Origin of the sequence: Algibacter lectus, from assembly GCF_900112395.1 — a bacterium.
In the GTDB taxonomy this organism is placed as follows: Bacteria; Bacteroidota; Bacteroidia; order Flavobacteriales; family Flavobacteriaceae; genus Algibacter; species Algibacter lectus.
Genome location: NZ_FOLN01000001.1, coordinates 428,343 through 442,553, shown reverse-complemented (window position 1 = coordinate 442,553; position 14,211 = coordinate 428,343). Strand labels below are relative to the sequence as shown.

The window sequence follows — 14,211 nt, the reverse complement described above, 5'->3', positions numbered from 1 at the left end:
AATTGGTTTTTAATTTAGCTTTAATTTTTTCTAAATTACTTATTAATAATGGCGAAGTTATCCTGTTGTTTCTGCCGTTTAAAATAGTAGAACTAATACTTTAACAACACTTTAAATAATAATATATGAACTTGATTTATAAATAATTGTTATAATACTAAGAGTTTTTTATTCTAAACAAACATTTTAGTGATATTTAATTAGATCAGTAGAAATAAGGCTTTCTTATTGTTTAAATTTTAAATAGAAAACCTCCTAAAATTTCAAAGAAAGGGAGGTTTTCTATTGGAGGTTAAGCTGTTATTTCTTTAACAGTTTTTTCGTAATTATTATTCCTCTTTCTGGAATTAGGAACTTAACAAAGTACATACCTGCATTAGCATTTTCAAGACTAATGGTGTTGTCTATTTTCTGAGAATTAATTATTTTTCCAGTAATATCATAAACAACAACTTTCGTATAGCTATAGCTTTCTAAGCCTTTAATATTTACTATTTGTCCAGAAGCAACAGGGTTAGGGTATAGGCTAATACTGTCTTCAAAATTAATAGTAGTATCCACAGATAAAGGAACACATGTTGAGGCTGGGTCAACAGCATTGTTAGCTCGAATCCAATCAATTTCAAAAGACACATTAGAACTCGATACAGGGTCTATTCTAAAACCTTTAATTTTTTGTCCTACCCACTCACTATTCGAACTCACATTAAACGTAAGCGTTTGGAAATTACCATTACCTGTGTAATTAGTAAATACGGTTCTACCTGAAGCAGGACCACTATTTTCATTCTGCCAAAAAATCTGTACTCTAGTGCTGGCTATATTAGCTTTAATTCTGATACTTAAGGTACTAATATCTGAACCTAACATGTCCAAAAATCCGTTTTTTATAATTTGAACATCACCACTACTAGATGAGGCTGTACCTTTTAATACACCTAATTCTTCTATTATAGTATCATCTGCATTTCTTTGTGTAAAGTCATCAAAAATGGGGCTATCACTATTAAATTCTAAAGCAAAATCTGAAGCAGAATCTGCATCTCGACATAAACTGATTTCATCGGCATCTAGAATACCATCACCATCAGAATCTTGAGTTGTTGATGTTGAAGATACACTATAATTTGCTGGAACATCTGCACCTAATTTTATAGAATTGATTTGAACATTTGAAGAAGATGTGCTATTAATATCTCCCATATTAGATTCATGAAAACGCAGTATTAATTTTTTAACTTTTGTGAATTTATCAAATTCAGAATCTTGACCAATACGAATGTTTTCAATATCTGAAGCTGCGTAAGTTCCTAAGCTTAATGTTCCGCCTTCAGTATCCTCCATTAAAACTTCTACATCGGGTCCCATATAATTAATATATAAAGTATTGAAATATTCCCAGACTTGTCTGCCTTCTAAAGTAATTGTGTAATCTGTATAACCTTCTATACCATTGCCATTATTTTCTACTGAAAATGATACATTGTTGCTTCCGTAAGAAAACGTAGGAGCAGTTAAACCATCGGTAGTGGTGGATGTATCTCTACTGTCATCTCCCTTGCCGTAATCAATAAGGGTAACAAAATCTTGAATACTTGTTCTATCGTTACAATTACCATCTACACAAATTCTTAAAACTAGGTTTTGAAATCTAAAGTCTTGACCAAATTGCCATTGCGCAGGTTGAGGTGCAATTCGATTAGTTATAATTTTCGCATAGATTGTATTATCCTTAAAGAAGTAAGCTTGAGTTGCGCTATTTTTTAATTGTGTAAAATTAGCTACTTCAGTAGCTCCAACTACAGTTGCGGACGATGGCATATTTGGATACACCAGAATTGTAGATTCTGAATTTGTCTTAGCGCCATCCATTCTTGCTATCATATAATTTGGAAACTTATGATATTGGAAATAATATTTATAGTCTAAATCATTAGATATAACCGGTGCATCAAAATATATGTTTTGAGTTTGTACATTAAAAACGGCATGTGTTGTTTTATCCGGATATTCTGAAATAAAATAACGTGGTGTAAAAGGGCCATTGGATTTATCTAAATTATCAAGATCTCTTAAATAGTTATATTCTGTTACAGAGGTAACCCAAGCACCCCATTCTGGTTTTTCAATAATATTGGTTTGTTGTGCATTGGCCCCTTTTTCATAGAGGTTTCGTCCGTTAGGATGTGATGATATAATTGGAGATACCCGGCTTCCAGCACTTCCTGTAAGACTTCCATCTTCATCAATAATACCACTTAAATACATAAAACTAAGATGTGATGAATTGGTAAAATCAAATTTATTGGCTTCAGGTATTGAAGGGTCAAAAGTAATACCTCTGGCAAAATGATTGGTCGATTTTCTTGACGCACCGTTTGTTTGAAAACAATAGGCATTGGCACCGTTAGAATCAAAACCAACAAAATGTGTATCTACAATTCCCGAAGGCCCATCGTATATGCTATGACCTCTAAAGCCATTGTTAAAATGTTTTACACCTAAGCTAGGGTAGGGTAATGTCCTACCTGCTTCTATTTCGCTTGCAGAGGTAGGTGTCCCTATATTATCAGATTTACCTACTACTAATGAATTAAATAAAGTTTGAGTATAAGAGAAAAAATCTGAACGACCGTTATCAGCAAATGTACACTCATGAAAATCCATTTTATTGGCTCTAATCCAAACATTTCTATCTACAGATTTGTAACCTGTAAAACGATTAATAATGGGTACAAATTGAGTTCCATTAGCATTTTGTGGTCTGTAATGTCCATTGGTTAATTCTTCTGTTACTTTATCTACGCCACTATCTATTCCCCAATTAAATAAGTTTGAATGTGCTTTGTTATCATCAAAAATACCCATAGGTTGAATCCCTGGTTCATAGCTTGATCCAGATTCATTTATAGCTTCTTCTAAAACGAGATGCCAAAAACCCGAACCATCTGAACCTGCTGCCACGTTTCCTATAAAATCGTTATTCGGGTTTGTAATCCAAAATGTTGATGGAAATGCCTCTTCGGGTACGCCTCTGTCTGCTCCAATTCCAATATCATTTGGTGTTACTTCTTCTCCTGTAACGGGTCTTTTACATAACACCCCTAAGTTATTTTTAAAACTATTTCCTGTTTCATCGCCATCTTCAAGAAAAAAACCATGTCCAATAAAATCAAAACCAACATTGCCTTCAACAACGGTATTATTAGTACCATGAACGGTTATAAGTCTGTTGAAGGAGTGATGGATTCCAGCGTTTTTTATATACTGCCCTGTGGCATCACTTACTAAGTGCCAATGCCAAGGATATTTAGCTACTTTAGACTTTTGTCCCATTCTAAACAACTCAATGTTAGATGCTCTAGATACTGATCCAGGCATAGACATAATGTGTCCACCAAAGCCATTTGTTTCACTAGACGCATCTCCTCTTACTTTTAAATTATGGGTTAATAAACCAACTTCTGCTCTTTCATCTAAAGTAAGGTCTACAGTACCATTATTGTAAATTTGTTCAACACCCCAATGCATATAAGTTAATGGTGTATTTAAGCCTATTGTAGTTCCAGATACTGAAGTTATTGTTCTTTTTTCTGCTTGATGTGGGTCGAAATCTGTAGATGCAATGACTATTTCATCGCCTATTTCCCAATCAATAGTTTCTTTTAAAGTAATGCTAGTTACTCCAGATGAAGCCGTCACGTTTAATTGTGTCCAAGTTTTTTTAACGATGCCATGAAGTTCTAATCTTGCACCAGACATCACACCAATTAATTTTGTACCCATAAAAGCATTCCCCATTAAAACGCCATTTGGATCAGATCCTGTAAGGGTTACGATACCATTTGCTGAATACGGATTGGCAACACTACCTACTTGCATGAGTCCACCGTCTTGTATCATAATACCTTCGGTAATTAATTCAAAATCTGTTGTTAAGTTAAACGGACTTAAAATACCAGAAACACTTACGCTTCTTGCTTCCATTGTGCCAGACAATGTTACTCTTATACCATTTGGAATAATGACATCATCTAGATTTGAAGGGATTTGATTTGTACTCCATGTAGCCGTACTATTCCAATCGCCATTAGAAACAGCAGATACGGATAATAAAGCATTAGGTAAACAATTATATTTTGAACCAACTAATCCTTTTTTTTCATTAATTGGAGAATAGGAAACCGTAATGAATGAAACGCATAGAAGCGTCAAGCAAAGTAGAATTCTTTTCATAAATATTAATTTTTTTAAATGGAATTATAAAAAAGGTATAATATTTAGTAAAGTTCGTTGTAAAACGGCAAAAATGCATCCTGTTACTTCTGTCGCATATTTACTGGAAAACTATATAGAATGTTTGTTTTTTAGCTTGTGTAAATGCGCCAATAATTGAGTTTTAAATTTATTTTTAAGTGAAGAAATTTCAGAATTATTAAATAGATTATTCCATTCTTTTGGGTCTTCTTTCAAATCATAAAACTCGCCAGTAATAATATCTTTTTCAGAATAATAAAAGGCATTTTCTTTTCTTTTGAAGACTAAAATAAGTTTATGGTTTTTTGTACGCCACATAAAAGCAGCTTCTCCAGGACGCTCGTGTAAGGCTGAAAAAGTAGCTTCGTTTCTATTTTTATTGAAGAGGTTTTCTCCTAATAAAGGTTTGTCTTGATCTATTCCAGAAAATTCTAACAGAGTAGGCAAGAGGTCTGTGTTTTCAGCAGATAAATCATCAACTGAGTTTGGTTTTATATCTTTTGGTAAAGCTGTTCCCGAAATAATCATAGGCACTCGTACACTAGCATCATATAAATTATATTTATTGAATTTGTAATAACGCGAGCCTAACATTTCTCCATGGTCGGAAGTATAGACGATTAAAGTGTTGTCTAATAAGCCTTTTCGCTCTAAGGCTTTTAGAGTTCGTCCCATCATATCATCTATCCAAGTTACATTGGCGTAATAGCGCATAGTCATTAATTTCCAATCTTTTGCTGATGCATTTTTCCAATAGTCTTCATACATTTTTCTTCTGTTGACTCCTTCTGAATGTGGCGATTGATCTTGCTCCCAATTTGGTTGTTTTGAGTATGTGATACTATCTAAATCATATAAATCTTCGTATCCATTTGGAACGTTATGTCCCGCATGCGGTTTCATATAAGACAGATATAAAAACAAAGGTCTGTCGTCATTTCTATTCTCTATATAGTTGATGGTTTGTTTTGTAATCCATCCGTCTCTGTGATCTGTTTCATCCAATTTACTTGTAAACCCGAGATATCCTAAATTGTTTTCTTCTCCTGCACCCATATCCTTTATTTCGGCATCATATCGTTTTTTAGATTCAGGATTCATTTCAAGCATACTAATGGCACCATCTTCTTTTATTTCAGAAACATAGCGCGTTTCAAAACCTCTTGTGTTTGTTTTAAATTTCCCCCAATGGGTTTTTCCAAAACCAGCCGTTTCATAACCTGCATCTCTAAAATATTCTGCCATGGTTTTTACAGGAACATCTTCATCTTTTAAGCCGTCACTATTTCTATAAACACCTGTTTCATTTGGGTATAAACCCAACATCATAGAGTTTCTGCTAGGCACGCACATAGGGGCTTGACAAACGGCTTGATTATACAAGACACCTGCTTTTGCTAAACTATCTAGAGTAGGCGTGAGGACTTGTTTATTGATGATTCCTAAAGCGTCATAACGATGCTGATCATCCATTAAAAAAATGATGTTTGGTCGTTTTAATTTGACTTCTGAAGTTTGTTTTTCTTCAGATTTATCTTTACAGGATACGAAAATGCAGAGTGTAATAAGTAAAGCTATTTGTTTTAGAGTTTCCATAAAATTGATAAAAAAAGCGTATTCAAAAAGCCTATTGCAATCCTTTTAATTTATAATTAATTGTTTAAAGTTGATTAGAGTGTAATTGATATTTTTTGCAAAATTTTATTGGACGATTGGCCAATTAATATATCGAATTTACCTGGTTCTAACCACCATTTATGTGTGTCGGGATTAAAGTAAGAAAATGAACTTTCATCAAGTTTAAAGGAAATGTTTTTGGATTCTCCAGGTGCTAATTGAATACTCTGAAATCCTTTCAATTCTTTTAATGGTCTTGGAAAAGTAGATTGCTGATCGTGTATATATAACTGAACTACATCTATACCCTCTACGTTTCCTGTATTTTTTACTGTCATACTTACAGTCACATTTTTACCTTCTATTTTTATATTTGGTTTTCCGTAACTATAAGTTGAATAACTTAAACCTGCACCAAAAGGAATTAATGGCTCAATTTTTTTACTTTCAAACCAACGATATCCAACAAATACACCTTCATGATGTTCTATAGTATCATTTTTAGCTGAGTTTTGGCGAAAAGGTGCTGCCGGTGAGTCTTCATATTTTTTAGGAAAAGTTATCGGCATTCTTCCTCCAAAATCATTGTCTCCAGCTAATAAGGAAGCCAATGCATTTCCGTTTTCAATTCCTGCATACCAAGGTAAGACTAGGGCAGGAGCTTTATCAAACCAAGGCATAGCCATAGGTGTTCCTCCGTATAGTATTATGGCAGTATTAGGATTTACAGCTATTACGCGCTCTATCAATTTATCTTGATAGTCTTGAAGTCCCATACTTAATCTATCCATACCCTCAGATTCGGTATTATGATCTAAACCTACAGCTAAAACAACAAATTCTGCATTACGAGCTGCTTCCACGGATCTGTCAAGTTTGTCATTTAATTGTTGCTCAGAATTTGGAGTTATCCAAGATAATTGAATATTTCCATCACCACGAGCTTTACGGAACGTAAGTTTGATTTCGTACTTTTTTCCGCCTTCTAATCTCATTGTAGACTCACGAAACCTTTGGATAAACATTTTGTTAGAAACCAATTTACCATCTAATTCAAGTGTTACTTGCTGACTCCCTTTTATTCTAATGGTATAATTTCCAGATGTTGGAGGAACTAGTGTACCAGTAAACTCTGCAATATATCTATCAGAGCTTAATTCATCACGGTCAGGTGCAGCCATTTCCCAATTAAAATTAATATCGGGAGTATTATGGTATACGATATTTTTTTTATCAGTATTAGGGTGTTTACCTGAGTAAGTAGCTAAGAACCCTTCTCTTTTTTTACCAGTTTTATCAATATGATATACGTTAGGAGCTGCAATGGTTTTGTATAATTCATTGATTGAAAAAGGTACATTCGTAACTTTATCTCCAAATCTTTTTTTAAGACCTTGTAGCGCTGATATTTCATACATTACCCCTCTAACACCTGAACTTCCTCCAGATTCTTTAAAGAATTTTTTATTCGCCATAGGTCCTAGTACAGCTATCTTATTTGTTTTATTAGAAATAGGTAATATATTATTGTTGTTTTTAACCAACACCATACTTGCCAATGCAGCATCAAATGCCAATTGGTGATGTTTATCATAATCAACAATTACTGTTGGTTTCGCTGGAGATCCAGGTATTTTTCCTGCAAAATAATTACCACGTAATAAACGTCTCACTTTATCATCTAAGGCTAGTAAATTAGTTTGACTTGCGTTCGCTATAGGTTTTATTTTATTAACAGAAAAAGGAGATCTAACTTTTCCTGGCATAGATAAGTCTAAACCTGCTTCAAAAGCTTCTTTTGATGTTTGTACCCCGTTCCAATCTGTATATAAAAAACCGGGCCAATTCCATTCTTCTTTTAATATATTGATTATATCCGGATTGTCAGAGGCATGTGGTCCGTTAACTCTATTTGCACCAGTCATTATACTCAATACTCCAACTTCACATGCTGCTTTAAATGCGGGTAAGTAAATTTCATGTAACGCTCGTTCATCAATAACAGCATTTACTTGACCTCTATTTTGTTCTTTATTATTTCCTATAAAATGCTTGGCAGAATTTAATGCACCTGCACCTTGTCCACCTATAATAAATGCACTTGTTACTTTTGCATTTAAATATGGATCTTCCGTATAATATTCAAAATTTCTTCCATTCAAAGGGTCTCTAATAATGTTGATTGAAGGTGCTTCTAGAATATCCCAGCCTGCTTCTAGTAATTCTGAAGAAATAGCTGCTCCAATCTTATTAACCAATTCAGGTTTAAAACTTGCAGCTTGCGCAATACCTGTGGGGAAAAGTGTGCTTTTATATGAAGTCTGTAGTCCCCTAGGACCATTATAAAAAATCATGGCACCTACACCTAAACGTTTTACTGCAGCCGAACCTCTGCTAGGAGGTGCATGTCCGTCTATATCACCTTGCAACATAGTTAGCTTTTCATCTAATGTCATTTGTTTAAGTATATTTTCTACAGCAGTTTCCATTGCAGGAGTAAAGAACTCATTATACTTTGGTGTAGCATTATATTTTGGTTTTTGAATATTATTATTATTATTATTATTATTATGTGTATTTGAAGCACAAGATGAAAGAATTAATAAAGTAATAATTGACACTAATTTCATATGATTTTATTTTATTAGGAACGGAAATAAGTTAATACAGTAAGTAAAAGCTATGTTATCTTTAATTTATAATTAATTTTTTAGTGATGAAATTATTTTCATTATCAAAACGGAACTTTACAAAGTATAATCCAGTATCGGCATTGGTTATTTTTATAGTATTACCCTTAGAATGAGATTGAATTATTTTTCCTGTGATATCTGTTACAATAATTTGTTCAATATCATCAGATTTTAAATTTTTGAAATTAACAACATGCCCTTTTTTTGATGGGTTAGGAAATAATTTGATAGCACTATCATCAAGTTCAAAGTCATTTGTAGATAATGCTGCATATCTAGTGTTATCATAAACTTGAGCCTGTGTTGGAGTGCCGTCTAAACCTTGAAATAAACGTCTTTGTTCTATAAGGGATAAAGCAATTCCTGTCATAGTATTATCATAAGTAGTACCATCGTTTATGGTTTCTGGATAAAATGTAAAAGCAGGGTTGTAGGTTACAGGCATAATAACCACTCTATTACTTCTCATAAAATTAAAATCCATGAGATCTTTACCAAGCCATCTCATAAAATCTCTAAATTGTTGAAAACCGTTAGGTGTTCCATAAGGATTGGTCATTGTATTTACGGGAACTTGAAAAATAATACGTTTGTTGATGGTGTTAGGATTGGTCCAAAGCCATTTAAGCAACGTTTGCCTTGAACCCCCATTATTATACCATAATTGAGGTTTTGCTTCAATAGCAACATTTGCTACTAAAGGGCTTTCACACCAGCCTCTACTTTCAGCACCATTATTTCGGGCATTATAGATGAGTTTAACATTGGGGCGGTTAGCATCCAACCAATTTCTCATGGTTTGAACTTCTTCTAAAGTATATTTGTAAACAACTCTAGTGCTTGGGTCGCTGCCTACAAAATTATCAAAAAACATAATCCCATTAACCGTATAGCCTGCTTGATCAACTTGTGCAAATCTATTTTCTAGAAAAGGTATTAAATCATCTCTGTCAGGGAAAGCATCACTTTTAAAAAATGTTCTAGGAACTGGAATAAAACCATTTTTTCCACCTAATTCATAAGTGTTGACTAGATTATTAAATTGACCAGTAGTCAGAGACTCTTCTCCTTCACTTGGTGTTCCTGCTGCTGGATTTACAGGTGTATTATTAATGTTTAAGCCTTCAACTAATTGAGCTGTATTTGCCCAAGTTTCTTTTTTGAAAATAGAATTTCTTGGAGTACAAGTTGTTCCTAGCCAAACTTCATATTGGCTATGGCAATTTATACTTGCTAATATAAAAGCTAAAACTACAACTACTGATAATTTATTTTTCATGGCATTTTTTATTGTAAAATATAATTTGTATTTGTTGGAGATATTTAATTATTTGAATGTCCAGCTGCTCTGTTTCCAGTTCCTTTTGCTAAACCAACATTTAAGTCTCCTAATTCTCTACGGGCATATTCAACGACTTTCATGAGTTCTTTTTCTTTTTCAGGATATGTTGCAATCACATTGTATTGTTCCCCAGGATCACGAGTCATGTCAAATAGTTGGGGTTCTGTAATAACTACATTTTTCCTTTTACCATTTTTTCTATCGTTTCCTATGTCGTTTTGATAGCTTTTGTATGTATGAGGTAATATGAGTTTCCAATTTCCTTTTCTAACGCCGTTTAGATTATTTTTACCATAGTAGTACAAAATAGTTTCTCGTGGTTCTGATGAAAAATCGCCTTTAAAAAGTGAACTTATATCAACACCATCAATTTTGTTCTCAGACAATTTTCCTTTTGACATTGCTGCTAGAGTAGGAAGTAAGTCAATAGCACAACCTAATTTATTACAAACCGTTCCTGCTGGGATTTTATTTGGATAACGAATGATGAACGGCACACGTTGTCCGCCTTCCCAACTACTAAGTTTTCCTTCTTTTAAACCACCCGAAGATCCTGCGTGATTACCAAAACTAAGCCAAGGGCCATTATCTGAAGTGAAAATAACGATGGTATTGTCTTCAATATTATTCTTTTTTAAGGCTTTTGTAATTTCTCCGACAGACCAGTCAATTTCCATCATGACATCGCCATACATGCCTTGTTCACTTTTTCCTTTAAACTTGTCAGAGACTCCTAAAGGAATATGTCCCATGCTATGCGGCAAGTATAAAAAGAAAGGCTTATCTGCATTTTTATTTATAAATTCTACAGATTTTTCAGTGTACATAGTGGTCAAGTTATCTTGATCTTCAAAACTGGTAATGTAACTAATCGTTTTATTGCCTTCAATTAAAGGCAAGTCAGGAAGCTTACCACGTCCTTTATCTTTTGGAAGTCTTTCTCCTGTCTGGCTACTATAAGGCCATATATCGTTAGAGTATGGTAATCCTATAAATTCGTCAAAACCATGTTGTAATGGTAAAAATTCTTTCTGCCAACCTAAATGCCATTTACCAATGCAAGCTGTTGCATAACCTTGATCTTTAAACATTTCAGCTATAGTGTACTCATCTGAGTTTAATCCCGTGTTATGAAATGGAAATAACGCACCGTTAATGCCAACTCTATTTGGGTAGCATCCAGTCATGATTCCAGCTCTAGATGCACTGCATACGGGTTGTGCTGCGTAAAAATTAGTAAAGCGCATACCCTCACTTGCCATTTTATCAATATGAGGCGTTTGAAAACCAGTAGCTCCATAGACTCCCACATCGCCATAACCTTCATCATCTATAAAAACAATGATAACATTTGGTTTAGTTGGGTTTTTACTTTGTGATTGCATCGTTTTGCAGCTAAAAAAAAGCGATGCCATTAAAGTTAATAGGATGTATTTTTTCATATTATTTACTAAAATAAAAAGCGTTAAGATGAACCAGTTCTCCTTTATCTCCTTTAAAAACGAAATATAAATTATGCGTTTTCTTTTTGTTTTTTAATGGGGTAGACACGGTTTTATAACTGTACCAACTGCCTGTATTTGGTATGTTACAGGTCCCTAATAATTCTCCTGTGGGACTATCTAATCGAATTTCTATGGTTGCATTATCAACTTTTGAAGCCACCTCAAAATTAATAGTAGTATTAGCATCCATTTTTATGATGCTTGGAAAGTTTACATAGTCGTTATTTTGAATGTTTTTCAAAACAAAACCATCTTGTCCTTCTTTTTTCTGAATGCCTTCAGACTTTTTAAAAAACCATTCGGCTTCAATGCTTTTCCATAGCGCACTATAGCTTCCTACACCAGTTTCATAATATTTACCAGTTTCTATAAAATTGGGGTCGCTAATCATATCACCATTATCTTTATAGTGTAAATAAGTCATCATAACTTGCCGATATGCTCTATTGTCATAAGGTGCGCAAGTAAATTCCCAAGCATGGTAACTTTGCCCATTGTAATTTGCAAAACTAGCGTGTCCTTTGGGTTGTCCAGTACTTCTTTCATTAACGTAAGGGCCTTCTATGTTTTTGGACGTTCTATAAATTCCTGCACAGCTTAAATAATACGTGTCTCCATATTTATGAAAATATTGATGATCTCTAGCTCTCCCTTTTTCTCCAAAACCAAATTCGGTATCGGTTTTTAACGAAATTGGTTCTCCTTTTAGTGAGACCATATCATCGTTTAATTCAATAAGTTGGTAGTACAACATTTTATTAAGAATAAACCCATTTCTACCGTATATCAGATAGTGTCTCCCATCGTCATCTGTAAAAGTGGTTGGGTCATATTCATAATTTTTAGACATTTCCTTTGGTAAAAAGGCTTTGTTGTAAATATCTACGTAAGGACCATCTGGTTTATCTGCAACCAACATCCCTGTCTCTTCGCCAGCGTTAGAAAAGTAGAAATACACTTTATCATTTTTAAAAGCAAGATCTGCGGCCCAACATCTTGTGCTAGCTTCACCTAAATAAGTATCTTTTGGATCTATATGTGCTTCAACTTTCCAATCTCGTAAATCGGTAGATGAAATAATAGTCCAATAGGTCATTTTAAATCCTTTGTTTCCAATAGCATCGTCTTTGCCAATAGCCATATACATTTTTCCATCATGAACCTTCATGGCGGGATCTGCATAGCCTCTTATAATGGGGTTTTGAGAATATAAGCTGCCAGAGTTTATAAGTATAGTTAAAAAGAGTAATAAAGAGTTTGAAATAATTTTCATGTATTAGTAGCTTGGATAGTTTTTAATAGGAAATATTGGGGGTATTCCAAATTTTGATTTACTTCCTTTTTTATAATTAGGATTTTTTACAGGAACTAGAGCATCAATATCGTTAAGATAATTATCGAGCATTTTTGTCATGCTCTGAACTAGTTTTTCTTCATTTGCCGCAATGTTATTGCTTTCAGAAATATCTTCTTTTAAGTTGAATAATTTATATTCGGGAGTTCTGTTAGGTCCTTCACCATACACTTTTAGTAATTTATAATCTTCGTGCCATACTGCTGTTGTAGGATAGTTGCCGGTGGCGGGAACATAATGAGGGAAGTGAGAAAATACAGCTTTTCTGTTTAATGGTTTTTGTTTAGTTAGTAAGTCACTTAACGATATACCATCTAGTTTTTGCTCTGGGTTTTGCTTTGTATTTGTGATATCTAATAGGGTTGGATAAAAGTCGGTACTTTGAATGATTTCATCTGAAGTAGAATTTGGTTTAATTTTACCTATCCAAGATACAATACAAGGCACTCTAATGCCGCCTTCATAGATATTTCCTTTACCAAAGCTTAAAGGGTAGTTGTTGGTTGGAAAATCTCCATTAACCACGTCGTACATGTTTCCACCGTTATCAGAATAGAAAACGATAACCGTATCTTCCATAATATCAAGAGCTTCTAATTTATCTAAGATAGCACCTAAACTCTCATCTACTTTCTCCATCATGCCACCCATAATCGGGCTGTTTTGTTTGCCACGAGGGTCTTTTTTAGCTTCGTATTTAGCAATCAATGCTTTTGGTGCTTGATAAGGGGCGTGCACACCATATTGCCATACGTTTAAGAAAAAAGGTTGGTCTTTAGTTTGATTTTCAAGGAAGTTAATCGCTTCTTTTGTAACTCTATCTGTTATGTATTCGTGCTTTTCTCCGTTTGGTAAATTCGGTATTTTATAAGGCGAAAAATAACTTGGAGGTCCTGGATGTTGTTGGCCGCCAATATTTATGTCGAATCCATGATCTTCTGGCCAATAGCCTTTTTGACCTAAATGCCATTTACCAATATGAGCGGTTGTATATCCATTTTCTTTTAAGGCTTCGGCAATAGTAAATTGATTTGTAGTAAGAAAGGTTCTTGAATCTGGTGTTGCCATTTTTTGCCAAGGCGCTCCTTTTTTTGCACTTAAATCTTGATTTGGGTTTGGAGGTAAATGGCCTCCAGGCATAGTAATACGAACTCTTGCAGGGTCTTGACCTGTTAAAATACTAGATCTGGTTGGCGAGCATAGCGGGTTAGCTGCATAGGCGTGCGTAAATTTCATTCCCATTTTTGCTAACCGCTCCATGTTAGGGGTTTCGTAGTATTCACTTCCGTTTATACTGGTATCCATCCAACCCATATCATCAACTAAGAAGAAAATAATATTAGGTTGTTTTACTGTTTTTATCTCTTTTTTTGTGTGAGAACCACATGCAAGTACGCTTGCAAGAAGCGTTGCTAAACCAAAGGTTTTTAATGTTTTTATCAT

The 14,211-nt window shown here is 34.1% G+C and carries 7 protein-coding genes; all 7 read right to left on the bottom strand.

Annotation, left to right across the window (positions count from 1 at the left end; all coding sequences use genetic code 11):
* Nucleotides 1-300 precede the first annotated feature (300 nt).
* Entirely contained in the window at nucleotides 301-4,236 is a 3,936-nt protein-coding gene (locus BM246_RS01585; protein WP_074935499.1) for a G8 domain-containing protein, read from the bottom strand.
* 111 nt (nucleotides 4,237-4,347) lie between these two features.
* Nucleotides 4,348-5,853 carry a sulfatase family protein gene (locus tag BM246_RS01580; protein ID WP_074935498.1) on the bottom strand — a complete coding sequence of 502 codons (1,506 nt, stop codon included), beginning with the start codon at nucleotides 5,851-5,853 and terminating at the stop codon, nucleotides 4,348-4,350.
* Between the two features lie 74 nt (nucleotides 5,854-5,927).
* On the bottom strand, nucleotides 5,928-8,504 hold the full coding sequence (locus BM246_RS01575; protein ID WP_074935497.1) for a beta-glucosidase: 2,577 nt from the start codon (nucleotides 8,502-8,504) through the stop codon (nucleotides 5,928-5,930).
* Nucleotides 8,505-8,565: 61 nt separating this feature from the next.
* Nucleotides 8,566-9,846 carry a T9SS type A sorting domain-containing protein gene (locus BM246_RS01570; RefSeq protein ID WP_074935496.1) on the bottom strand — a complete coding sequence of 427 codons (1,281 nt, stop codon included), beginning with the start codon at nucleotides 9,844-9,846 and terminating at the stop codon, nucleotides 8,566-8,568.
* 44 nt (nucleotides 9,847-9,890) lie between these two features.
* Nucleotides 9,891-11,351, bottom strand: a complete 1,461-nt coding sequence (locus BM246_RS01565) for a sulfatase family protein (protein WP_074935495.1) — start codon at nucleotides 11,349-11,351, stop codon at nucleotides 9,891-9,893.
* Nucleotide 11,352: 1 nt separating this feature from the next.
* Nucleotides 11,353-12,687, bottom strand: a complete 1,335-nt coding sequence (locus BM246_RS01560) for a family 43 glycosylhydrolase (RefSeq protein ID WP_074935494.1) — start codon at nucleotides 12,685-12,687, stop codon at nucleotides 11,353-11,355.
* 3 nt (nucleotides 12,688-12,690) lie between these two features.
* Nucleotides 12,691-14,211, bottom strand: coding sequence for a sulfatase (locus tag BM246_RS01555; RefSeq protein WP_074935493.1), 1,521 nt, complete (start codon nucleotides 14,209-14,211; stop codon nucleotides 12,691-12,693).

Coding starts and splice junctions, on each gene's coding strand:
- BM246_RS01585 (WP_074935499.1), bottom strand. CDS start 4,236: ATGAAAAGAATTCTACTTTGCTTGACGCTTCTATGCGTTTCATTCATT.
- BM246_RS01580 (WP_074935498.1), bottom strand. CDS start 5,853: ATGGAAACTCTAAAACAAATAGCTTTACTTATTACACTCTGCATTTTC.
- BM246_RS01575 (WP_074935497.1), bottom strand. CDS start 8,504: ATGAAATTAGTGTCAATTATTACTTTATTAATTCTTTCATCTTGTGCT.
- BM246_RS01570 (WP_074935496.1), bottom strand. CDS start 9,846: ATGAAAAATAAATTATCAGTAGTTGTAGTTTTAGCTTTTATATTAGCA.
- BM246_RS01565 (WP_074935495.1), bottom strand. CDS start 11,351: ATGAAAAAATACATCCTATTAACTTTAATGGCATCGCTTTTTTTTAGC.
- BM246_RS01560 (WP_074935494.1), bottom strand. CDS start 12,687: ATGAAAATTATTTCAAACTCTTTATTACTCTTTTTAACTATACTTATA.
- BM246_RS01555 (WP_074935493.1), bottom strand. CDS start 14,211: ATGATAAAAACATTAAAAACCTTTGGTTTAGCAACGCTTCTTGCAAGC.